This window comes from Celeribacter marinus, assembly GCF_001308265.1.
GTDB classification, from domain to species: Bacteria; Pseudomonadota; Alphaproteobacteria; order Rhodobacterales; family Rhodobacteraceae; genus Celeribacter; species Celeribacter marinus.
In genome coordinates this window covers 1,372,715-1,394,387 of sequence record NZ_CP012023.1, presented here as the reverse complement: position 1 = coordinate 1,394,387, position 21,673 = coordinate 1,372,715, and the positions used below count along the sequence as shown (strand labels likewise).

At 55.2% G+C, this 21,673-nt stretch carries 21 protein-coding genes; 15 read left to right on the top strand and 6 right to left on the bottom strand.

Going from position 1 to position 21,673, the window contains the following annotated elements; translation table 11 throughout:
• The first annotated feature begins 4 nt into the window (after window positions 1-4).
• The 11 genes from metK to trpB all read left to right on the top strand — a co-directional run bounded on the left by metK (window position 5) and on the right by trpB (window position 10,942).
• Window positions 5-1,186: a methionine adenosyltransferase gene (metK, locus tag IMCC12053_RS06805; protein WP_062217126.1), complete on the top strand. Its 1,182-nt coding sequence runs from the start codon at window positions 5-7 to the stop codon at window positions 1,184-1,186.
• A 76-nt stretch (window positions 1,187-1,262) separates the two neighbouring features.
• A complete protein-coding gene (gene trmB / locus IMCC12053_RS06800; RefSeq protein ID WP_062221008.1) occupies window positions 1,263-1,985 on the top strand; it encodes a tRNA (guanine(46)-N(7))-methyltransferase TrmB in 723 nt (240 codons plus the stop codon).
• Between the two features lie 89 nt (window positions 1,986-2,074).
• Complete coding sequence (aroA, locus tag IMCC12053_RS06795; RefSeq protein ID WP_062217123.1) at window positions 2,075-3,421, top strand: 3-phosphoshikimate 1-carboxyvinyltransferase; 1,347 nt, start codon at window positions 2,075-2,077, stop codon at window positions 3,419-3,421.
• 55 nt (window positions 3,422-3,476) lie between these two features.
• Complete coding sequence (locus IMCC12053_RS06790; protein WP_062217120.1) at window positions 3,477-4,085, top strand: (d)CMP kinase; 609 nt, start codon at window positions 3,477-3,479, stop codon at window positions 4,083-4,085.
• Window positions 4,086-4,265: 180 nt separating this feature from the next.
• Window positions 4,266-4,898, top strand: a complete 633-nt coding sequence (locus IMCC12053_RS06785; protein ID WP_062217117.1) for a nitroreductase family protein — start codon at window positions 4,266-4,268, stop codon at window positions 4,896-4,898.
• A gap of 166 nt (window positions 4,899-5,064) precedes the next feature.
• Window positions 5,065-6,060: an LLM class flavin-dependent oxidoreductase gene (locus tag IMCC12053_RS06780; RefSeq protein ID WP_062217115.1), complete on the top strand. Its 996-nt coding sequence runs from the start codon at window positions 5,065-5,067 to the stop codon at window positions 6,058-6,060.
• 249 nt (window positions 6,061-6,309) lie between these two features.
• Entirely contained in the window at window positions 6,310-7,989 is a 1,680-nt protein-coding gene (gene rpsA / locus IMCC12053_RS06775) for a 30S ribosomal protein S1 (RefSeq protein ID WP_177205509.1), read from the top strand.
• Between the two features lie 294 nt (window positions 7,990-8,283).
• On the top strand, window positions 8,284-8,565 hold the full coding sequence (gene ihfB / locus IMCC12053_RS06770; protein ID WP_062217108.1) for an integration host factor subunit beta: 282 nt from the start codon (window positions 8,284-8,286) through the stop codon (window positions 8,563-8,565).
• Between the two features lie 14 nt (window positions 8,566-8,579).
• Window positions 8,580-8,927, top strand: a complete 348-nt coding sequence (locus tag IMCC12053_RS06765; protein ID WP_062217105.1) for a lipopolysaccharide assembly protein LapA domain-containing protein — start codon at window positions 8,580-8,582, stop codon at window positions 8,925-8,927.
• Window positions 8,928-8,936: 9 nt separating this feature from the next.
• The gene (locus tag IMCC12053_RS06760) at window positions 8,937-9,578 is read left to right on the top strand and encodes a phosphoribosylanthranilate isomerase (protein WP_062217102.1); all 642 of its coding nucleotides are present in this window, start codon (window positions 8,937-8,939) and stop codon (window positions 9,576-9,578) included.
• A 113-nt stretch (window positions 9,579-9,691) separates the two neighbouring features.
• Window positions 9,692-10,942, top strand: a complete 1,251-nt coding sequence (trpB, locus tag IMCC12053_RS06755) for a tryptophan synthase subunit beta (RefSeq protein WP_062217096.1) — start codon at window positions 9,692-9,694, stop codon at window positions 10,940-10,942.
• A 57-nt stretch (window positions 10,943-10,999) separates the two neighbouring features.
• Here trpB and pth read toward each other — a convergent pair whose 3' ends face one another.
• A complete protein-coding gene (gene pth, locus IMCC12053_RS06750) occupies window positions 11,000-11,683 on the bottom strand; it encodes an aminoacyl-tRNA hydrolase (RefSeq protein WP_062217092.1) in 684 nt (227 codons plus the stop codon).
• A gap of 110 nt (window positions 11,684-11,793) precedes the next feature.
• The gene (locus IMCC12053_RS06745; RefSeq protein ID WP_062217091.1) at window positions 11,794-12,423 is read right to left on the bottom strand and encodes a 50S ribosomal protein L25/general stress protein Ctc; all 630 of its coding nucleotides are present in this window, start codon (window positions 12,421-12,423) and stop codon (window positions 11,794-11,796) included.
• Between the two features lie 223 nt (window positions 12,424-12,646).
• On the opposite strand from IMCC12053_RS06745, the gene IMCC12053_RS06740 reads away from it, so the two are divergent.
• Window positions 12,647-13,807, top strand: coding sequence for an MFS transporter (locus tag IMCC12053_RS06740; protein WP_062217088.1), 1,161 nt, complete (start codon window positions 12,647-12,649; stop codon window positions 13,805-13,807).
• 68 nt (window positions 13,808-13,875) lie between these two features.
• On the opposite strand, the gene IMCC12053_RS06735 is transcribed toward IMCC12053_RS06740, so the two are convergent.
• Window positions 13,876-15,039: an alpha-hydroxy acid oxidase gene (locus IMCC12053_RS06735; RefSeq protein WP_062217086.1), complete on the bottom strand. Its 1,164-nt coding sequence runs from the start codon at window positions 15,037-15,039 to the stop codon at window positions 13,876-13,878.
• Between the two features lie 154 nt (window positions 15,040-15,193).
• On the opposite strand from IMCC12053_RS06735, the gene IMCC12053_RS06730 reads away from it, so the two are divergent.
• The gene (locus IMCC12053_RS06730; protein WP_062217083.1) at window positions 15,194-15,967 is read left to right on the top strand and encodes a ZIP family metal transporter; all 774 of its coding nucleotides are present in this window, start codon (window positions 15,194-15,196) and stop codon (window positions 15,965-15,967) included.
• A 117-nt stretch (window positions 15,968-16,084) separates the two neighbouring features.
• On the opposite strand, the gene IMCC12053_RS06725 is transcribed toward IMCC12053_RS06730, so the two are convergent.
• Both IMCC12053_RS06725 and nspC read right to left on the bottom strand, forming a co-directional pair.
• Complete coding sequence (locus tag IMCC12053_RS06725; RefSeq protein WP_062217081.1) at window positions 16,085-17,332, bottom strand: saccharopine dehydrogenase family protein; 1,248 nt, start codon at window positions 17,330-17,332, stop codon at window positions 16,085-16,087.
• Between the two features lie 41 nt (window positions 17,333-17,373).
• On the bottom strand, window positions 17,374-18,468 hold the full coding sequence (gene nspC, locus IMCC12053_RS06720) for a carboxynorspermidine decarboxylase (RefSeq protein ID WP_062217077.1): 1,095 nt from the start codon (window positions 18,466-18,468) through the stop codon (window positions 17,374-17,376).
• 162 nt (window positions 18,469-18,630) lie between these two features.
• On the opposite strand from nspC, the gene IMCC12053_RS06715 reads away from it, so the two are divergent.
• The gene (locus tag IMCC12053_RS06715) at window positions 18,631-19,530 is read left to right on the top strand and encodes an alpha/beta hydrolase fold domain-containing protein (protein ID WP_062217074.1); all 900 of its coding nucleotides are present in this window, start codon (window positions 18,631-18,633) and stop codon (window positions 19,528-19,530) included.
• Between the two features lie 78 nt (window positions 19,531-19,608).
• Here IMCC12053_RS06715 and trpA read toward each other — a convergent pair whose 3' ends face one another.
• Window positions 19,609-20,400, bottom strand: coding sequence for a tryptophan synthase subunit alpha (gene trpA, locus IMCC12053_RS06710; RefSeq protein ID WP_062217072.1), 792 nt, complete (start codon window positions 20,398-20,400; stop codon window positions 19,609-19,611).
• A 128-nt stretch (window positions 20,401-20,528) separates the two neighbouring features.
• On the opposite strand from trpA, the gene ychF reads away from it, so the two are divergent.
• The gene (ychF, locus tag IMCC12053_RS06705) at window positions 20,529-21,626 is read left to right on the top strand and encodes a redox-regulated ATPase YchF (protein ID WP_062217069.1); all 1,098 of its coding nucleotides are present in this window, start codon (window positions 20,529-20,531) and stop codon (window positions 21,624-21,626) included.
• Window positions 21,627-21,673 lie beyond the last annotated feature (47 nt).

Genomic DNA, 21,673 nt, shown 5'->3' with positions numbered 1-21,673 from the left:
CCCTATGTCTCGCAAAGACTACGTTTTTACTTCGGAATCCGTATCCGAAGGCCATCCCGACAAAGTATGTGACCGAATTTCCGACGCAGTTCTCGATGCTTTCCTCACCGAGGAACCCGAGGCACGCGTTGCCGCTGAAACCTTTGCTACAACCAATCGCGTTGTGATTGGCGGTGAGGTTGGGTTGAGCGATAAAGCCAAGCTTGCCGAATACATGGGCAATATTGATGACATCGTGCGCGAATGCGTGCGCGATATCGGGTATGAGCAGGATAAATTCCACTGGAAGACTCTTAAGGTCACGAACCTGCTGCACGAACAATCCGCACATATCGCGCAAGGCGTGGATGCCAGTGGAGACAAAGACGAGGGGGCAGGCGACCAAGGGATCATGTTTGGGTACGCTACCAACGAAACCAAGGCTTTGATGCCCGCACCCATCCAATATGCCCACGCTATTTTGCGTCGCTTGGCCGAAGTGCGTAAAAACGGGACTGAGCCGCGCCTTGGCCCTGATGCCAAATCCCAGCTTTCGGTACGATATGTTGATGGTGTTCCTGTGGGGATTTCGTCGTTGGTGCTCTCTACCCAGCACCTTGATGAAAGCATGACCAGCGCGGATGTCCGCGATTTGGTCGCGCCTTACATCGCCGAAGTCCTCCCCGAGGGATGGCTCACCGACGAGACTGTGTGGCACGTCAACCCAACGGGCAAATTCGTGATCGGCGGTCCTGATGGCGATGCAGGTCTCACAGGACGAAAGATTATCGTGGATACCTACGGCGGAGCGGCCCCGCATGGCGGCGGCGCGTTTTCAGGGAAAGACCCGACCAAGGTTGATCGCTCTGCGGCGTATGCGGCGCGGTATCTGGCCAAAAACGTTGTAGCAGCAGGTCTGGCTGAAAAATGTACCATTCAGTTGAGCTACGCAATTGGTGTGTCCGCGCCCTTGTCGATCTATGCCGATCTACACGGGACGGGCGATATTGATCCCGCGCTGATTGAGGCCGCGATCCCCAAGGTGATGGACCTCACGCCGCGCGGCATTCGCACACATCTTAATCTGAACAAGCCGATCTATCAACGCACCGCGGCTTACGGTCACTTTGGTCGTGCGCCTGAGGCGGATGGCGGTTTTTCGTGGGAACGCACCGATTTGGTCGAGGCGCTGAGCAAGGCCGTGTAAACGTTTGGCCCAACGGGCCTTGCCCATTGGGCGTAGATTTGCGAAAAGCCCCGCTGATCAACAGCGGGGCTTTTTGATGTCTGACGAAACCAAACATGAATCCGGTTCGCCGTGGCGCAACTTTTATGGCCGTTTGCATGGTAAGACGCTCAATCAGGCCCAAAAGGAGTATCTGGACGAGGATCTTCCGCGCCTGTCTCCGGGTGGTGTGGGTTGGGATGAGAACCCCGACCGTATAAAAATTGACATGGACAAGCGGTTCAAGGGCAAGCCTGTTTGGGTCGAGATCGGGTTTGGTGCAGGCGAGCATCTTGTGCATATGGCAAAGACATACCCAAACGTCGAAATCATTGGCTGCGAGCCTTACGTGAACGGTGTTGCGGCGTGTTTGGGTAAATTGCGCCGCGAGGGGCCGATTGATAATGTGTCGATCCATGCCGGTGACGCCCGCGATCTGTTTGATGTGTTGCCAGATGCATCGGTTGAAAAGGCGTTTCTCAACTATCCTGATCCGTGGCCAAAAGCGCGCCACCATCGTCGCCGTTTCGTGACGCCTGAACATCTTGGGCCATTGCACCGTGTGCTCAAAGCGGGTTCTGAATTTCGTGTCGCCACTGACATACCCGATTATGTTCGTCAAACGATGGAAGAGGTGCCGCTCGCAGGATTTGAGTGGCTTGGTGCGCACGCTGAAGACTGGGGCACTGCGCCAGATGATTGGCTGTCGACGCGCTATGAGAAAAAAGCACTGCGCGAAGGGCGCACCCCGCACTACATGAGTTTTCGACGCGGCCAGTAGACCTATACGTATTTGCGGCTCCAAGAAGTCGTAGATAGACCATGATCAACGGTTGCGCTATCACTCGCGCGACAAAACGAGGAGTTCCAATGTCCGCTCACGGCAATCCCATTCCGATGATCTCTCGCAAATGCGGCCCCCTTAAAGGCACAGCTGCGGTTCCCGGTGATAAATCCATTTCACACCGCGCGTTGATTTTTGGCGCGCTGGCCGTTGGCGAGACCAAGATCACGGGGCTACTAGAGGGCGAGGACGTTCTTGACACAGGTAAGGCGATGCAAGCGCTTGGTGCGGATGTGATCCGTCATGGCGAGGGGGCGTGGTCGGTACATGGTGTCGGGGTCGGCGGGTTTTCTGAACCGGAACAAGTGATCGATTGCGGTAATTCCGGCACGGGTGTGCGTTTGATCATGGGGTTGGTTAGCACCTATGATTTTGCAACGACATTTACGGGCGATGGATCCTTGCGCAAACGCCCCATGGCGCGGATCACCGATCCACTGGCCGAGTTCGGCGCGACCTCATATGGACGCTCAGGTGGGCGTCTGCCACTCACGCTTGTTGGGACTGCGACTCCGGTGCCGGTGACATACGAGACGCCAATGCCGTCTGCGCAAGTCAAGACGGCGGTATTGTTCGCAGGGCTGAATACACCCGGCGAGACAGTCGTGATCGAGAAAGAAGCGACGCGCGATCACACAGAGCGGATGCTCAAAGGGTTTGGTGCAGACATACGTACCGAGACGACACCAGAAGGCTACAATAAGATTACCCTCAAAGGTCAGCCAGAGCTAAAGCCACAAGTTGTAGCCGTGCCGCGCGACCCAAGTTCGGCTGCGTTTCCGGTCTGTGCGGCACTTATTGTCAGCGGCTCCGACATCCTTGTGCCGGGGGTAAGCCAGAACACCACTCGTAACGGCATCTACACAACACTGGTGGAAATGGGCGCGGACATCACCTTTGAAAACCCACGCGAGGAGGGTGGCGAACCTGTTGCGGACTTGCGTGTTAAGTACTCCAACCTGCACGGGGTTGAGGTGCCACCCGAACGCGCCGCATCGATGATCGACGAATACCCTGTCTTGTCCGTGGTTGCATCGTTTGCAACAGGGACAACGACCATGCGCGGCGTCAAAGAGCTGCGCGTGAAAGAAAGCGACCGCATTGATGCAATGGCGCGCGGGCTTGAGGCCTGTGGTGTTGAGATCGAAGAGGACGAGGATACCTTCATCGTGCATGGACGCGGCGCAAACGGGGTCAAAGGCGGTGCCACCTGTGCCACGCACATTGATCACCGGATCGCGATGTCGTTTCTTGTCTGCGGCATGGCCTCCCAAGACCCCGTTGCCATTGATGATGGCTCCCCCATTGCGACCTCGTTTCCGGTGTTCGAGCGGCTTATGGCGGACCTTGGCGCAGAAATTTCACGCGGCTGACTTGACCCACGGGGCCTGAACGGGCAGCGTGAGCGTCCCACATACGGAGAGCGTTATGTCATTTTGTGTTGCCATCGACGGGCCGGCTGCGGCAGGTAAGGGCACTGTGTCCAAAGCCGTTGCCAAGCATTTTGGGTTTCCGCACCTTGATACAGGGCTGCTTTACCGTGCGACGGGAGCAAAAACCTTTGAGGGGCTGACGCCATTGGATGCGGCGTTAAGCTTGACCACCTCCGACCTTGAGCGTGATGATTTGCGTTCGGGTGACGCGGGACAGGCGGCAAGCCGTGTCGCCGCAATTCCCGAAGTGCGTAGTGCGCTTGTTGATTTTCAACAGGCGTTTGCGCGCCGCGATGGGGGAGCCGTTTTGGATGGGCGCGACATTGGCACTGTGATTTGCCCAGATGCCGAGGTGAAGCTCTACATTACGGCATCTGACGAGGTGCGCGCGCTGCGCCGCTACGCCGAATTGATCGGCAAGGGCGAGCACGTGACGAAAGAGGGTGTATCGGCAGATCTGCGCGAGCGTGACGAGCGCGATAGTGCACGGGCAGCTGCGCCGCTTAAGCCGGCAGATGACGCGACCGTGATCGATACCTCTAGCATGACTATCGATGAGGCTATTGCGAAAGTCATCGCGTTGATTGAAGCGGTCCGAGGCTAAATCGGTCATTTCATTGGTGCATAGTTGCGCGGTCAGTGTGCATTGGTGATCGGATGCGTGGTAAGCCTCTGATAATAAGCAAATTATTATATTTACCCCATGCGTTTGAGGGGTGTGAGAGGACTTGCACTTCGGTCTGGAACCTCCATATGAGCGTCATAAGCAACAAAGGACTCTCCCATGTTTATGGATAAACTCGATTGGCGTTATGCCGTCAAAAAGATGGACGCGAGCAAGCCCGTTTCCGAAGAAAACGTCGCTCAAATTCTAAAAGCGATCCAAATGGCTCCAACCTCGTCTGGCTTACAGCCATTCAAAGTGTTTGTGATCACCAACCCTGATATCCGTGCAAAGATCCGCCCCGTGGCATGGGATCAGGCGCAGATCACCGATGGTTCGCACCTATTGGTTTTCGCAGCATGGGACAATTACACCGAAGAGCGCGTTGAGGCCGTTGTGGCGCAGCACGCCGAGGAACGCCCCGGAACACGTGAGGCGCTCGACGCCTATTACGACAACCTCAAAGCGGGCTATTTGCCCCGTGACGCGCGCACCAATTCCGAGCACGCGGCCCGTCAGGCCTATATCGCGCTTGGCTTTGCTTTGGCCGCCGCTGCCGAATTGGGCGTGGATAGCACGCCGATGGAGGGGTTTGATCCCGCCGCTGTCGACGAGATCCTTGGCCTGAAAGAGCAGGGACTGACATCGCTTGTCTTGTTGCCACTCGGGACACGGGCCGACGAGGGGGACTGGCTTCAGGGTATGAAGAAAGTGCGCAAACCTTTGAGTGAACTAGTGACTAACTTGGATTGATCGAAGTCCATCTGTTAATAATATAGAAGCCGGGCAAATTGTCCGGCTTTTGTTTGAGATGGGGTCAGGTGAATTTATCGCCACGCCACCGTCTAATAAAATGGTGGCGTGGTCCCTAAGTAAGGTATTCGATGAGCGAAAACCTCAACAGCCATCAGGGCATGCAATGCAAAAATACTCTATTCTAGATCTCGCACCTGTGGCCGAAGGGCGTCAAGTTTCTGACGCTTTCGCTAATTCTGTGACTTTGGCGCAGCACGGAGAAGCCTTGGGGTTTCATCGGTTTTGGTTAGCCGAACATCACAACATGCCAGGCATCGCCAGCGCAGCTACGGCCGTTTTGATTGGCCATGTGGCGGGAGCTACAAAAACCATTCGCGTGGGCGCTGGGGGCATCATGTTGCCCAACCATGCCCCGTTGATGGTGGCGGAACAGTTCGGTACGCTGAACGCGCTGTATCCTGATCGCATTGATCTTGGGCTCGGGCGTGCGCCTGGGTCGGATATGAATACGGCACGTGCTTTGCGCCGCAATATGCAAGCAGGTGATCAATTCCCCGATGATGTAGTCGAATTGATGGATTATCTGGGTGACAATCCTGATGTTACACCCGTGCGTGCTTTTCCTGGAGAGGGCAGCCATGTGCCGGTTTATATTCTAGGTTCGAGCCTGTTTGGCGCTCAGCTTGCCGCATATTTAGGTTTGCCCTATGCATTTGCCTCGCATTTTGCCCCAGCTCATTTGGAGCAAGCTCTACACACTTACCGCACGACATTTAGACCCTCCGCCGCATTGGATGCGCCCTACGCGATTATGGCGGCTGGTGTTGTTGCCGCCGATACTGACGCCGAGGCGGCATATTTGCGTTCCTCGCAATTGCTGTCATTCGCAAAGGTGATCACAGGAAAGCCGGGGTTGATGTGTAAGCCCAGCCACGAGGTGCAAAGCCAAATCCCCCCACAAGTCTTGGCTCAAGTACAAAACGCGATGTCGATTTCGGCAGTGGGCAGTTTGGAGACGGTACAGGCACAATTGTCGGATATTGTTGCACGCTATGCCCCTGACGAGTTGATGGTGACCGGGATGATTTATGACCAAACAGCCCAATTGCATTCTTTGAGTTTGGCTGCGCACGCGTTATCGTCTTTGGTGACCGCGTAGCCGTCAGGATCAGTATACATTGGGGTTTGCGATGTCTCTAGGGTTGCTCCCAATTAGAAATCGGCCTATACGCGCCCTGTCTAGAAGACCATTAAGAGTCGCTGATGCATATGAACTGCGTCCAAAGGGAAACTTTTGGCCTTTATTTTTTGCAAAAGTGCTTTGTTTTCAACGACCAAATCAACCCTAAAGACCTGCGGAGACAACCGCACGGCCCGAATAACCGTTTGAAAAGGAAAATGAGACCACATGGCTCAGAACGTATCTATGGAAGACTTCGAAGCTCTTCTCGCAGAAAGCTTTGAAATTGACACACCCGAAGAGGGTTCAGTTGTCCGCGGCAAAGTGCTTGCTATTGAAGCAGGCCAAGCCATCATCGACGTAGGCTACAAGATGGAAGGTCGCGTCGACCTCAAAGAATTCGCAAACCCCGGTGAAGCTCCTTCCGTTGCTGTTGGCGACGAAGTTGAAGTGTTCCTCGACCGTGTCGAGAACGCCCGTGGCGAAGCTGTCATTTCGCGTGACAAAGCGCGTCGTGAAGAAGCTTGGGACCGTCTGGAGAAAGCCTACGCCGCTGAAGAGCGCGTTGAAGGTGCAATCTTCGGTCGTGTTAAAGGCGGCTTTACGGTTGATCTCGGCGGCGCAGTTGCGTTCTTGCCTGGCTCCCAAGTTGACGTGCGCCCCGTGCGCGATGCTGGACCCCTCATGGGTCTCAAGCAGCCGTTTCAAATCCTCAAGATGGACCGTCGTCGTGGCAACATCGTTGTATCGCGCCGTGCAATCCTCGAAGAGTCCCGTGCTGAACAGCGCGCTGAAGTCATCGGCAACCTCACCGAAGGTCAGGCCGTCGAAGGCGTGGTCAAAAACATCACTGAGTACGGCGCATTCGTCGATCTCGGCGGCGTTGACGGCCTTCTGCACGTCACAGACATGGCATGGCGTCGCGTAAACCACCCCTCCGAGATCCTCACAATTGGTGAGACGATCAACGTTCAGGTGATCAAAATCAACAAAGAAACCCACCGTATCTCCCTCGGCATGAAACAGCTGCAGGACGATCCATGGGATGCTGTTGAAGCGAAATACGCGCTCGAAACAACACACACCGGTCGCGTGACCAACATCACCGATTACGGTGCATTTGTTGAGCTTGAGCCAGGTGTTGAAGGTCTCGTACACGTGTCCGAGATGTCTTGGACCAAGAAGAACGTACACCCCGGCAAAATCGTGTCTACCTCGCAAGAAGTGGAAGTCATGGTTCTGGAAATCGACAGCGCCAAGCGCCGCGTTTCCTTGGGTCTCAAGCAGACCATGCGCAACCCATGGGAAGTTTTCGCGGAAACTCACCCCGAGGGCACGCAGGTCGAAGGCGAAGTCAAGAACATCACCGAATTCGGTCTGTTTGTTGGCCTCGAAGGCGAGATCGACGGCATGGTTCACCTCTCCGACTTGTCATGGGAAGACCGTGGCGAAGACGCGATCCAGAACTACGCAAAAGGCGATGTTGTTAAAGCCGTTGTTACCGAAGTTGATGTCGAGAAAGAGCGTATCTCCCTCTCGATCAAAGCTTTGGACGATAGCTTCTCCGGCGCAGTCGAAGGTGTTAAGCGCGGCTCCATCGTGACCGTAGCTGTGACAGCCATCGAAGATGGCGGTATCGAAGTCGAGTATGAGGGTGCGAAATCCTTCATTCGTCGCTCCGACCTGTCGCGTGACCGTGCAGAGCAGCGCCCTGAGCGCTTCCAGATCGGTGACAAGCTCGATGTACGCGTGACCAACGTGGACCAGAAAACCCGTCGTTTGGGTCTGTCCATCAAGGCACGTGAAATCGCAGAAGAAAAAGAGGCCGTCGAACAGTTTGGCTCCTCAGATTCTGGTGCGACTTTGGGCGACATTCTCAGCGGCGCTCTTAAAGGCTCGGACGAGTAAGCCACGCGCTTATCTGTCAAATGATTGGAAACGGCCTCGCGTAAGCGGGGCCGTTTTTGTTTGAACCCTGCCGAATCGCGTGTGGGTTGCCGCGGTGCAGCAGGGGCATTTTGGACGCTCAATGTTTGATCACGCGCTGAATCGAGTTAAATTTTCATCTTATGTCAGTGGATTAGGCCGAAAAAAATGATTTCGGGCATGTGAGACTATTCCCCGAACACATTCCCCATCCTATAGTCGATCTTGCTCGCATGCCGATACGGTCGGCACCAAACACGACAAAGGGGAGACGATATGATCCGTTCTGAATTGATCCAAAAGATCGCGGATGAAAACCCGCATCTTTATCAAAGAGATGTTGAGCGGATCGTGAATACGATCTTTGAAGAAGTGATTGAGGCAATGGCCAATGGTGATCGTGTGGAGCTGCGCGGATTTGGCGCGTTCTCTGTCAAGCAACGCGATGCCAGAATGGGACGCAACCCACGTACTGGCGAGAGTGTCTCTGTAGACGAAAAACACGTGCCGTTCTTTAAGACTGGTAAGCTGCTGCGCGACCGACTGAACGACGAATAAAAGGAACGCGCCCCATGCGCTACATCCGCTATGCATTTCTCGCGGCCATCGCCGTGGTTCTAATCACTTTGGCGCTGGCCAATCGCGATATGGTGACGCTCAACCTATTGCCTGCTGAATTGGCGCAATTGGTCGGTGTTGGATACGCTTTGACTGTACCGCTGTTTTCAGTGATTTTCGCCGCAGTGGTTGCAGGCCTTTTGATCGGGTTCTTTTGGGAATGGATGCGTGAGGGCAAACATCGCGCCGCAGCGCGCGACAACCGTTTAGCCAAAGACCGTCTTGCACGCGAAATCTCCAAGCTAAAAACGGCGAAGGCGAAGAGCGAGGGCGACGAAGTGTTGGCCCTACTCGAACGTTAATTCAGGCTTATGGACACACGCGTTAAGATTTGCGGGCTCACCACGTCCGACGCGGTTTCTGCGTCTGTTGAGGCAGGCGCGCAGTATCTTGGGTTCGTCTTTTTCCCGAAAAGTCCCCGCAATGTTGATATCGCAACGGCGCGGGCACTTGCACTTGATGTGCCAATGGGCGTGGCAAAAGTGGCGCTTGTGGTTGATCCATCCGACGAGGCGCTGGAGCGTATCACCGGCGAGGTGCCCATCGATATGATCCAGTTGCATGGTAAGGAAAGCCTAGAGCGGGTCACCGAGGTGCGCACGCGCTTTGGCTTGCCCGTTATGAAAGCCGTTGGGGTTTCTGGCCCTGCCGACCTTCAGGCGCTCAATGCGTACGGTATGGTCGCCGATCAGCTCTTGGTCGACGCAAAGCCGCCACAGGGTGCCGATCTCCCCGGTGGAAATGGCGTGTCATTTGACTGGCGCCTTGTCTCAAAGCGCGGCTGGAATGCGCCGTGGATGCTTGCGGGCGGCCTCACACAGGAAAACGTGGTGCAGGCCATTCAGATGACGGGCGCGAAACAAATCGATCTTTCCTCGGGTGTTGAAAGTGCCCCTGGAGTAAAAGATCCCGCCAAAATTCAAGCCTTTATGAACGCTATTCGCGCGGCTTAGCAGTAGGGCACGGCACCGTGTTTTGAGTATTTCACGGGCGAAAACGTCACCCGCGCTTTACCGCTTGGCATGCATGGGCTACATCCCGATGGACCCTAGATTGGAGCATCGCAATGAACGATCTTTTCAACTCTTTTATGAACGGCCCCGACGAAAAAGGCCGCTTTGGCAATTACGGCGGGCGCTTTGTGTCTGAGACGTTGATGCCACTGATCCTCTCACTTGAGGAAGAGTACAACAAGGCCAAGGACGATCCCGAGTTCTGGGCCGAGATGAACGATCTATGGAAGCATTACGTTGGCCGCCCCAGCCCGCTTTATTACGCGCAGAAGATGACAGAGGAGTTGGGTGGCGCAAAAATCTATCTCAAACGCGACGAGCTCAACCACACGGGTGCACACAAGATCAACAACGTGCTTGGCCAGATCATTCTGGCGCGCCGCATGGGAAAAACCCGCATCATCGCCGAGACGGGCGCGGGTCAGCACGGTGTTGCGACCGCTACTGTCTGTGCTAAGTTTGGCATGAAGTGCGTGGTTTATATGGGGGCGCATGATGTTGAGCGCCAACGTCCGAACGTCTTTCGCATGCGTCTGTTGGGGGCTGAGGTTGTTCCTGTCACCTCTGGTCGCGGCACGCTCAAAGATGCAATGAACGATGCGCTAAGAGATTGGGTGACCAATGTGCGCGACACGTTTTATTGCATCGGCACAGTGGCAGGCCCGCACCCCTATCCCGCCATGGTACGTGATTTCCAGTCAATTATTGGCCAAGAAGTGCGCTGGCAATTGCCTGAGCAAGAGGGGGAGGGACGTCTCCCTGATACCCTCATTGCCGCCATCGGTGGTGGTTCTAACGCTATGGGGCTGTTCCACCCGTTCCTTGATGACGAGAGTGTAAACATCATTGGTGTCGAGGCTGGCGGTAAGGGCGTTGATCAAAAGATGGAGCACTGCGCGTCTTTGACGGGGGGGCGTCCTGGCGTGCTGCATGGCAACCGGACATACTTGCTGCAAGATGATGATGGTCAAATTCTCGAAGGGTTTTCGATCTCTGCGGGGTTGGATTATCCCGGTATCGGGCCTGAGCACGCGTGGCTTCACGATACGGGGCGCGCGAAATACGTGTCGATCACCGATAAAGAGGCGCTTGAAGCTTTTCAGTTTTCGTGTCGCACCGAGGGAATTATTCCCGCACTTGAGCCATCGCACGCACTAGCCCATGTGATGAAGCTTGCACCAACTTTACCCAAAGACCACATTTTGGTGATGAACATGTGTGGACGTGGCGATAAGGATATCTTTGCCGTGGCGCGGCATCTTGGGTTCGATATCGCAGGTGACGAAGGTCGCGATACGGACTAAGTGAAGTCCCCACGTCGATGAGAAAAGGCCCGGCGTTTGTCGGGCTTTTTTATGGACCTAAGACTTGAACTTGTCGCGCAGCTTTTCCATTGCGCTACGTGGATCGTCCTTTTGTGTGTCTTTTTTGGGTGCTGTCGTCGTGTCTGGCGTTTTCTTACCTGTCGACGGGCGAGGAGGGGCTACGCGCATGGCGACCGCGTTTGAGAACTTCCCACCATCACCTGACGCCAAAGCCGCAGCGCCGTCCGAGCTACCACGTAGCACATCATCGAGCCAGTTTTGTTCGGCCTTTGCGAAGTCTGACAACACGTAGCCCGCAACGCGGTCCTTATGCCCAGGATGCCCGATGCCCATACGCACGCGGTCATAGTCCGCACCGATGTGTTGGTGGATGGAGCGTAGCCCGTTGTGTCCTGCGTGTCCTCCGCCAGTTTTGACCCGTACTTTTCCGGGAACAAGATCAAGCTCGTCGTGGAACACAACCACATCGGCTGGGGTGAGTTTGTAAAACCGCATGGCCTCGCCAACGGATTGGCCGCTCAGGTTCATAAAGGTTTCCGGTTTGAGCAAAATCACCTTTTCATGCCCGAGTGTTCCCTCGGAGACTTTGCCCTGAAACTTGCTACGCCATGGCGCAAACCCATAGTCGTCTGCAATGCGCTCTACGGCCATAAATCCAATGTTGTGGCGGTTCTCCGCATACTTTCCACCCGGATTTCCGAGACCGACGAATAGGCGCATGTGATGTCTCCTTTGTTGGGCGTTTTAAGGCACAGTTTTGTGAATGCAAAGAAAAACGCGGGAGCTTTTGCCCCCGCGTTTCAAATTTGACCAAGCCTTGCGGCAAAAGATTACTCTTCTGCGGTGTCTTCGGCTTCTGCGGCGTCATCATCGCTGGAACCGCCACCAAGGCCGGCAGGCGCTGCGATGTTTGCGATTACGAAATCACGATCGATCACGGCGCGCGCACCCTCAGGCAATTTAACGTCGGAGATGTGGTATACATCGCCGATTTCGCCTTTGGATACGTCGAGCGTGATGTGATCGGGGATATCGCCCGCAGTCACGATCAATTCGACTTCAGTCCGGATGTGCGTGATTACGCCACCTTTTTTAATGCCTGGTGCGACGTCTTCGCCTTCAATCTGAACGTGGATGAACAGGTTGACGCGCGACGTGCGCTTGAGGCGCATGAAGTCTACGTGTGTTGGAAGGTCTTTCACAACGTCACGCTGAACGCCACGGCAGATGACGCGAACGTCGTCTTGGCCTTCGACTTTCAGGTTGAACAACGTGGACAAGAAGCGGCCCGCTTTGAGGCGCTTAAGCAACACGTTGAATGGAATGTTGATCGGAAGCGGATCGTTTTCGCCACCGTAAACAATACCAGGAACCATGCCGTCGCGACGTGCTTGACGAGCGGCGCCCTTGCCTGTCCCCGTACGTGCGTGGGCAATAAGATCAGGAATCTCACCAGCCATAATAATCTCCAATGTTTTAGGGCGGGCCTCCTCCAAGGCTGTAGACCCGCGTGAACTCGCGCGTATAGGCGAGAATCTCTATTATTGGAAGTCCTGATTTCATACGGGCAGCGTGGCTTGCAAAAATGATCGTTGCGAGCGAGGGATTTCGCCAGTAGCCTTTTCGCCAAAGCGCTTTGAGAAATTGTAACATCTCCAAAGTTAAGCGTTAGGGAGGACGATCATGTCACTTATCACTGCGGTGCGCGTTTCGCGTGCGCCTTTTATGGCGCTTGGCGCAATCGGTGTCTATTGGGGCACGCTCGCGGCGATGGTCCCGGCGATCAAGGCACAAACGCAGGCCAGTGATGCACAGTTTGGCTTGGCACTATTGGGCGCCGCGATCGGGGGTATGGTTGCAATGTATCTCGCGCCTCGGATATCGCTTGCACTTGGGCGCTATATCCTGCCGTTGCTTGTCGCGGTGATGTTCGTAGCGATGCAAATGCCGGCCTTCGCGCACTCTGTGCCTGCACTGTTTGTGGTTCTCGTCGCCCTTGGAGCTACGATTTCCAGTCTCGATATCAACGCAAACATGAGGCTGAGCCAACTCGAAGAGCGTCATGGGATGCATCTGATGAACATCAATCACGCGATGTTTTCGCTTTGTTTTGGTGTGGCCGCGTTGTTCGTTGCTGGATTGAGACAGGCGGGCTGGTCTGTTGGACAGGTATTCCCGTTGATGGGCGTTGCCGTGGTCATCATGGGGGTTATGACGTGGGAGGGGCGCAACTGGCGTCCGGTGGATCCTGAGCCGGAGGGAGCAGTTACGCCGACCGAACTTCCATGGCTCTACATCATCCTGACGGGGGTCATGTTATTTGTGTCTTTCGTGGGTGAAAATGCGACCGAGGCATGGTCCGCTCTGTTCATCGAGCGCGAGTTGGGCGGTGCGGTAGGTCACGGCGGGTTTGGTCCATCGACCCTTGGATTTGTCATGGCTGCCTTTCGTCTCTTAGGGCAGGTGACCACCGAAAAACTCGGCGAGGAACGTGTTGTGTTTTGGTCGGGCGTGCTCGGTGTTATCGGGTCACTGGTGATTGCCTCTGCGCAAAGCCAAGGCGTGGTCTTGGTCGGGATCGGGATCACGGCTATCGGTATGGCGGTGATTGTGCCCACCGCAAACTCGCTTTTGGGTAAGCTGGTGCACCGGCAACAGCGGGCAATCGCGATTTCACGCGCTTGGCTGATCGGCTTTACAGGTTACTTCATCGGGCCGTCTTTGATTGGATTTGTCTCACAAGGGTTTGGATTGCGGGTCGCGTTTGTCTGTGTGGCGATCATGGTCGCCTTTATAATTCCCGCTGTCGTGACCATCAAATCACGGCGCGCGGCAGCGGCCTAAAGCAGTTCCATAGAGCATAAAAAACGGCGCCTCTATCGAGGCGCCGTTTTGGTATAGTTAGGTACTGGTTAGGCCCAGCGGCCTGCGAAGTCTTCGGGCACCAAGAGTATGTCGCGGTCCACATCGTTGATGTTGCGCCGCCCGCATAGCGCCATCGACATGTCGAGTTCTTTGTGGATCACTTCGAGTGCTTTTGTCACGCCCGCTTCGCCCATCGCGCCAAGCCCGTAGATGTATGCGCGACCGATGTACGTGCCTGTTGCCCCCATAGCTGTGGCTTTTAGAACGTCTTGGCCAGAGCGAATACCGCTATCGATGTGCACTTCGACTTGATCGCCCACGGCGGCGATGATCGGCTCTAAGCGGCGAATGGACGAAAGAGCGCCGTCAAGTTGGCGACCGCCATGGTTGGACACGATGATTGCGTCTGCTCCGACGTCGACTGCGCGGCGTGCATCCTCTTCATCAAGGATGCCTTTCAAGATGAGGGGGCCGCCCCACATTTCTTTGATTTTTTTGATCTTGTCCCAGTCGAGGCGGGGGTCAAACTGTTCGGCTGTCCATGTGAACAATGAGCCCATGTTGGACACGCCTTTAGCATGGCCCACAATGTTGCCAAAGCTTTTGTTTTTGGTCGCGAGCATTTCCAAGCCCCACTGCCATTTTGTCGCGAGGTTTGCGATGTTTGGCAAGGTCGGGCGCAAGGGCACCGAGAGTCCGTTTTTAAGATCTTTGTGGCGTTGACCCAGAATTTGCAGATCAAGCGTCAGCACAAGTGCGGATACTTTTGCATCCTTTGCGCGCTGAATAATGCCTTCGAGAAAATCTTGATCGCGCATGACATACAACTGGAACCAAAATGGTTTGGTTGTGTGCTTATCGACCTCTTCGATGGAGCAAATTGACATGGTAGACAGGGTGAATGGAACGCCGAATTTTTCGGCCGCTTTGGCCGCTTTGATTTCGCCATCAGCGCGTTGCATGCCTGTCAGCCCAACGGGGGCGAGCGCAACGGGCATCGACACGTCTTGGCCGATCATTTGAGTTGCTGTCGAGCGCCCCTCCATATCGACGGCGATCCGTTGTCTCAGTCGAATCTTGTCAAAGTCTGTCACGTTCTCGCGGAATGTTTGTTCCGTCCATGCGCCGCTTTCGCAGTAATCGTAGAACATTTTTGGCGTGCGCTTTTTATGCAGCCGCTTGAGGTCGTCGATGTTTGTAATGACGGGCATACCGCTTCCCTATCCCTCGAATTGGTTTGATTTGTCGACCAATTTGCATCTTTAGGCGCAAAAACCAAGCAGAAAGAAACTTAGTTGCAAGTCATTCTCAAAAAGATTAGGTGTTGGCGGTAACAAAGCAAACAATCGAAGTGTGAGCATTAGAATGAGTGTGATTTGGCTCGGGATTTTGGCCTCGTTGGGGGCTGGTTTGATGACTGGCGTTGGCGCAATTCCGGTATTGTTCGGAAAAACGATGTCCCAACGCGCCAATGATACATTGCTGGGCTTTGCGGCTGGCGTGATGATCTCCGCCTCATATTTTTCACTCATTGTCCCTGGCTTGGATGCGGCGGACGACCTGTATGGTGTGGTGTGGATTTCGGCAGCAATTGCGGCGTGTGGGATCGCACTTGGCGCGATTCTCGTGGCCGTACTCAACGAAACGCTGCCGCATGAGCATTTTATCGTGGGGCCGGAGGGGGCAGATCCGGGCGCGCTCTCTAAAATCTGGTTGTTTATCATCGCAATAACCATCCACAATTTCCCCGAGGGTATGGCCGTTGGGATCGGGTTTGGTGGTGGAAACATTGCGAATGGTATGAGCCTTGCCACTGGAATTGGCCTACAAAACGCCCCCGAAGGTCTCGCGGTTGCCGTTGCACTGCGCGGGCAGGGGTATTCGAAAAAGAGCGCCTTTTTCATCGCACTTTTGACCGGATTGGTTGAGCCTGTTGGCGGAGCCTTGGGTGTTGCCTTGATCCATATCTCGCAACACGTCTTGCCGTGGGGGCTGACGTTTGCAGCGGGCGCTATGCTTTACATCATCAGTCATGAAATCATTCCTGAAACGCACCGTAAGGGCTATCAAAACTACGCCACAACTGGACTGTTAGTGGGGCTTATTATGATGATGTTTTTGGACGTGACGCTCGGATAGGGGCGTGTCAGGCCAGTCAAATACCGACGGCATGATAGCGCTCAACTTTAACATGCAAAAGGCCCGCCAGATTGGCGGGCCTTTGTGTTATCTCGCAAGCGCACAAATGCCGCGTGACTAGGCGTTCCACGCTTGGTCGATCCCGCCGAGACCACCGATTTGTACGCGAGTGGGCAGGCCGATCCGGTCAAGGATGGTGAAAAAGGGTTTAGGATCCAATTCCTCGACATTGACCATCGTTTTTGCATCCCATTCGCCAGACGCCACAAGCATCGCTGCGGCTACGGGTGGTAGTCCCGCAGTGTAGCTGATGCCCTGACTGCCAACTTCCTCATATGCCGCTTTGTGGTCAGCAACATTATAGACGAACACTTCGACGTCTTGACCGTCTTTGGTGCCTTTGACCAAGTCGCCGATACAGGTTTTGCCGGTATACTCGGGAGCAAGGGAGGACGGATCAGGCAAGCACGCTTTTACCACCTTGAGCGGTATTACCTCTAGACCTTCGGCCGTTGTCACAGGCTGCTCAGAGAGTAGGCCAAGGTTTTGAAGGACGGTGAACACGTTAATGTAGTGGTCGCCAAACCCCATCCAGAACCGCACGTCCGCCTGCGGGTAATTGGCAGAGAGCGAATGCACCTCGTCATGACCCGACATGTAGGCCTTGGACGGACCAACCACAGGCATGTCCCACTCCTTGCCGACTTCGAACATCTTGTTCGTTTGCCACGCGCCGCCTTGCCATGAATAGACGACACCGGTGAACTCGCGAAAATTGATCTCGGGATCAAAATTGGTGGCGAAATACTTGCCGTGGCTTCCGGCATTAATGTCGACGATATCGATCGATTTGACCTCGTCCATGTATTCGTCAATCGCGAACCGCGCGAATGCATTTACGACACCGGGATCAAAGCCGGCTCCTAAAATGGCAGTGACGCCATTTTGTGCACACCGCTCACGGCGTTTCCATTCGTAGTTTCCGTACCAAGGTGGCGTTTCGCAAATCTTGTTCGGCTCTTCGTGAATCGCGGTGTCGATATAGGCCACGCCCGTCTCTATGCAGGCCTCAAGCACATGCATGTTCACAAAAGCTGTGCCAACATTGATGACGATCTCGACGCCTGTTTCGCGAATAAGAGCGGCAACCTGATCGGGTTTTGTCGCGTCAACGGCGTGGGATCGCAACACACCGTTCTCTTTCATGGCACTTTTATCATGCACTGTTCTGATGATGTCGTCACACTTGGATTGCGTGCGGCTTGCGATGTGGATATCGCCGAGCACGTCATTGTTTTGCGCGCATTTATGCGCCACGACCTGAGAGACGCCACCTGCGCCGATGATGAGAACGTTCCGTTTCAACTGTCTAGAACCCCCTATGGTTGGGACATGAAATATGCAGCTTAACCGAGAGCCGCGACAAAGTCTTCATACCCGAAATCGCGGGCGAGTCGAACCGTTCCGTTAAGTTCACGGATGGCGATACTTGGCATCTTGAGGCCATTGAACCAGTTTTTCTTGACCATGGTGTACCCTGCGGCGTCCTCAATAGTGACGCGGTCCCCGATTGTGAGCGGTTTGTCAAAGGATGCATCCCCAAAGATGTCCCCCGCCAAACAGGTCTTTCCGGCGATTTGATAGGTGTGCGCGCCTTGCGTAGGTAGCTTGGCGGTTTCGCGGTAAATGAGCAGGTCGAGCATATGTGCCTCGATGGAGCTGTCGACGATGGCGATTTTTTTGCCGTTATCAATGATGTCGAGCACCGAAGTTTCAAGTGTGGTCGAGCGGGTAATTGCCGCCTCGCCGGGTTCCAAATAGACTTGCACACCCATCGCATCGGAAAAGGCCTTGAGCCGGTCGGCCAACTTGTCGAGCGGATAATCGTCGCCTGTGAAGTGAATGCCACCGCCGAGCGACACCCAATCCAGACGTTTGAGAAACGCGCCGAATTCGGTCTCGATCCGTGTGAGTTGGGCCGAAAATAGGTCGAAATCGCTGTTCTCGCAATTGTAGTGGATCATCACGCCGTTGATGCGCCCCTCGGCCTGTTCCAGTCGCGCCATGTCCCATTCGCCCAGACGCGAAAAGGGCCGCGCAGGATCGGCTAGATCAAAGCCCGATGTGGAAAAGCGCGGATTAAGGCGCAGGCCGCGTGCGGCCCCCTCGGATTGAGCGGAAAAGCGGTCGAGTTGGCCTAGCGAGTTAAAGATGATTTTATCGGCATGGCGCACGGCGTCCTCGATTTCATCATCAGCCCACGCGACGGAGTAGGCATGAGTTTCTTTGCCGAATTTTTCCGCGCCTAAGCGCAATTCGTAGAGCGATGATGAGGTGGTGCCGTCCATGTAGTCACGCATGAAGTCGAATATGGGCCATGTGGAAAAGCACTTGAGCGCCAAGAGGGCTTTAGCCCCTGACTGCTCCCGCAAGCGGGCGATTTTCTCCAAATTCGGCAAAAGGCGCTCTTTGTCGATCAGGTAATATGGTGTCTGGATCATGCCCGTTTCCTACCGCTCATATTTGCGTTGAAGGGTGGAATTAAGGTGATTGCGTCACCCGCGCAAGAAAAAGCTGATGTCTTGGTGTTTGTTCGGTGGGAGTTGTTGCCTCTTGCACCCCTACGCGCGGCGGTGGATTGTCGTTGAAAACAGGAGGCCACAATGACCAAACGTACCGACCCCGCTTTGTTGGAAATTGCAGCTCGCTTTTCCACACAGAGCTTTATCGATGAGAGCAAAACGGCGATGCCCGCAATCCGCAAAGCCGCGACCGAGGCGAGGCGCGGTTTGGTGGGGCGGCATGCCGCAGACGTTGAGGTGGCGCAGGTGGGCGCGATGCGGCGGTTCACGCCCAAGACAGGTCTAGATCGGTCATGCGTCATTATTTATGTGCACGGCGGCGGGTGGGTGAATTGCGATAGCATTACCCACGGCGCGGTTATGACCGATCTGGCGTACCTCACGGGCCACGAGGTTCTCGGCCCTGACTATCCGCTTGCTCCTGAACACCCTTACCCCGCGGGGCTTGATCATGTGATGGATCTCGTGGCAAAAACCCGTGCGGCGCGGCCAGATGTCAAACTGGTATTGGCGGGTGATAGCGCGGGTGCGAACCTCGCCTTGGCGGTTGCGGCCAAGCTGCGCGATACGGGTCAGGGTGGCGCGGTGTTGGCGTTGTTGCTGTGGTACGGTTGTTTTCGCGCCAAATTCGACACGCGGTCACATGCGGAGTTTGGGAGTGGTGAGTTCGGCCTGACGACCGAGGCAATGCGGCACTGTTGGGATTGGTATCTCGACGGGCAGGATTCAGTTGCGGCCCCCTACGGTGATCTCGGCGCACTCGATGTTACGGGGTTGCCACCTGCGTGGATGTGCGAGGCCGAGTTGGATTGTTTGGCCGATGACACCCGTTGGCTCGCGGCACTCTACGCTGAGGCAGGAATTGATCACAGCTACGATCTGTTCACGGGCGTTAATCACGGGTTCAACCATTTTGGCCAGTTCTATTCCCCGTCCTTGCGCTCTATCGAGCGGGCTGCGCATTTCCTCAAACGACTCTAACGCGCCGACAAGCCATCGCTGAAGAAACGATAAAGGGAGCCGGTGCGGCTCCCTATTTATATTGAATATGCTGCCAGTTTAGGCGCGGTGCGCGCCGTCGGACAGTGCTTTGACAAAGGCTGCAATATCAGCCACGGATTTACCGTCAGCGATCTGTTTGACGATGGCTGAGCCAACCACAGTGCCGTCCGCAATCGATGCGATCTCTTGGGCTTTTTCGGGCGTGTTAACGCCAAAGCCAACAATGACGGGCAGGTCAGTTTGTGACTTGATCCGCGCAACTTCGGGGGCAACATCGCCGCTTGAGGCTTCCGCAGCGCCCGTTACGCCCGTCACGGACACGTAGTACACAAAGCCGGAGGTGTTTTCCAAAACCTTGGGAAGGCGTTTGTTGTCCGTAGTAGGGGTCGCCAGACGAATGAAATTCAGACCCGCAGCTTGCGCAGGGATGCACAGCTCCTCGTCCTCTTCGGGGGGCAGGTCCACGATGATCAACCCATCGATACCCGCCTCGTTGGCGTCGATTAGAAATCTATTCACGCCACGGCTATAGATCGGGTTGTAATAGCCCATCAAAACAAGCGGCGTGGTGTCATCGGTTTCGCGAAAGGCCTTTGCGATGGCCAGTGTTTTGGTCAGCGTCATGCCGTGGTCAAGCGCGCGTTGGCCCGCCATTTGGATCGTTTCGCCGTCCGCCATCGGATCGGTAAAGGGCAGGCCAAGTTCGATGATATCGACACCTGCCGCCGGTAGCGCTTTGACGATCTCTAGTGATTTCGCCTCATCGGGATCGCCGGCCATGACGTAGGCCACAAAGGCTTTCTTACCCTCGGCTTTAAGTTGAGCAAATTTGGCATCGATACGGGTCATTTGGCGCTCCCTTAGCAAACTTCCTGTCGGGTTTCGCCGATCTTGCGCATAAGTGCAATGGGCTAGGCTTGCGCGAGACCCCATTGCGGCTTAGACACGCGTGGAATTTGTAGACAAAGGAGGCCGAGATGGGCTTCAAAATGGGTATCGTAGGTCTGCCGAATGTCGGCAAGTCCACGCTTTTCAACGCACTGACAAAAACCGCAGCCGCACAGGCCGCGAACTTTCCGTTCTGCACGATCGAGCCGAATGTGGGCGAGGTCGCAGTGCCTGATCCACGACTTGACCAACTGGCCGAGATCGCAGGGTCCAAACAAATCATTCCAACGCGCATGACCTTTGTGGACATCGCGGGTCTGGTCAAAGGCGCGTCCAAGGGCGAAGGCTTGGGCAACCAGTTTCTCGCCAACATCCGTGAGTGCGATGCGATTGCCCATGTGGTGCGCTGTTTTGAGGATGGCGATGTGGTCCACGTTGAGGGTCGCGTCGATCCCGTGGACGATGCACAGGTCATCGAGATGGAATTGATGCTCGCCGATTTGGAAAGTATCGAGAAACGCCGCGCCAACCTCGTGCGCAAACTCAAAGGCAACGACAAAGAGGCAGCGGTTCAGGACCGTCTTTTGGCAGCAGCCCAAGCTGCGCTCGAAAGCGATCAGCCCGCCCGTTCCGTTGTGGTCGATGCCGACGACATGAAACAGTGGAAAATGCTGCAACTGTTGACGCAAAAACCGATCCTGTATGTGTGCAACGTCGAGGAAGATAAAGCCTCGAAGGGCAACGCACATTCCGATGCCGTGGCCAAAATGGCCGCCGATCAGGGCGCGGGCGCGGTTGTGATCTCCGCCAAGATCGAAGAGGAAATTTCCCAACTCGACGCTGAGGAAGCAGAAATGTTCTTGGGCGAAATGGGATTGGAAGAGGCTGGTCTCGACCGCCTGATCCGTGCGGGCTACGAGCTATTGCATCTCGAAACCTATTTCACGGTTGGTCCCAAAGAGGCGCGCGCATGGACGATCCCGCAAGGTACCGCTGGCCCCGCTGCCGCGGGCGTCATTCACGGTGATTTCGAGAAAGGCTTCATCCGCGCCGAAACCATCGCCTATGACGACTATATCGCCTGTAAGGGCGAAACAGGCGCGAAAGACGCGGGCAAAATGCGCGCTGAGGGCAAAAGCTACATCGTGCAAGATGGCGATGTGATGCACTTCCTCTTTAATAACTAATATCTGTGTGACAGAGTTGAAAAAAGGCCGCTCCATCTGGGGCGGCC

What these genes read in the sequence shown, in the direction of transcription:
- metK (WP_062217126.1), top strand. Translation starts at nt 5, where the DNA reads ATGTCTCGCAAAGACTACGTTTTTACTTCGGAATCCGTATCCGAAGGC.
- trmB (WP_062221008.1), top strand. Translation starts at nt 1,263, where the DNA reads ATGTCTGACGAAACCAAACATGAATCCGGTTCGCCGTGGCGCAACTTT.
- aroA (WP_062217123.1), top strand. Translation starts at nt 2,075, where the DNA reads ATGTCCGCTCACGGCAATCCCATTCCGATGATCTCTCGCAAATGCGGC.
- IMCC12053_RS06790 (WP_062217120.1), top strand. Translation starts at nt 3,477, where the DNA reads ATGTCATTTTGTGTTGCCATCGACGGGCCGGCTGCGGCAGGTAAGGGC.
- IMCC12053_RS06785 (WP_062217117.1), top strand. Translation starts at nt 4,266, where the DNA reads ATGTTTATGGATAAACTCGATTGGCGTTATGCCGTCAAAAAGATGGAC.
- IMCC12053_RS06780 (WP_062217115.1), top strand. Translation starts at nt 5,065, where the DNA reads ATGCAAAAATACTCTATTCTAGATCTCGCACCTGTGGCCGAAGGGCGT.
- rpsA (WP_177205509.1), top strand. Translation starts at nt 6,310, where the DNA reads ATGGCTCAGAACGTATCTATGGAAGACTTCGAAGCTCTTCTCGCAGAA.
- ihfB (WP_062217108.1), top strand. Translation starts at nt 8,284, where the DNA reads ATGATCCGTTCTGAATTGATCCAAAAGATCGCGGATGAAAACCCGCAT.
- IMCC12053_RS06765 (WP_062217105.1), top strand. Translation starts at nt 8,580, where the DNA reads ATGCGCTACATCCGCTATGCATTTCTCGCGGCCATCGCCGTGGTTCTA.
- IMCC12053_RS06760 (WP_062217102.1), top strand. Translation starts at nt 8,937, where the DNA reads ATGGACACACGCGTTAAGATTTGCGGGCTCACCACGTCCGACGCGGTT.
- trpB (WP_062217096.1), top strand. Translation starts at nt 9,692, where the DNA reads ATGAACGATCTTTTCAACTCTTTTATGAACGGCCCCGACGAAAAAGGC.
- pth (WP_062217092.1), bottom strand. Translation starts at nt 11,683, where the DNA reads ATGCGCCTATTCGTCGGTCTCGGAAATCCGGGTGGAAAGTATGCGGAG.
- IMCC12053_RS06745 (WP_062217091.1), bottom strand. Translation starts at nt 12,423, where the DNA reads ATGGCTGGTGAGATTCCTGATCTTATTGCCCACGCACGTACGGGGACA.
- IMCC12053_RS06740 (WP_062217088.1), top strand. Translation starts at nt 12,647, where the DNA reads ATGTCACTTATCACTGCGGTGCGCGTTTCGCGTGCGCCTTTTATGGCG.
- IMCC12053_RS06735 (WP_062217086.1), bottom strand. Translation starts at nt 15,039, where the DNA reads ATGCCCGTCATTACAAACATCGACGACCTCAAGCGGCTGCATAAAAAG.
- IMCC12053_RS06730 (WP_062217083.1), top strand. Translation starts at nt 15,194, where the DNA reads ATGAGTGTGATTTGGCTCGGGATTTTGGCCTCGTTGGGGGCTGGTTTG.
- nspC (WP_062217077.1), bottom strand. Translation starts at nt 18,468, where the DNA reads ATGATCCAGACACCATATTACCTGATCGACAAAGAGCGCCTTTTGCCG.
- IMCC12053_RS06715 (WP_062217074.1), top strand. Translation starts at nt 18,631, where the DNA reads ATGACCAAACGTACCGACCCCGCTTTGTTGGAAATTGCAGCTCGCTTT.
- trpA (WP_062217072.1), bottom strand. Translation starts at nt 20,400, where the DNA reads ATGACCCGTATCGATGCCAAATTTGCTCAACTTAAAGCCGAGGGTAAG.
- ychF (WP_062217069.1), top strand. Translation starts at nt 20,529, where the DNA reads ATGGGCTTCAAAATGGGTATCGTAGGTCTGCCGAATGTCGGCAAGTCC.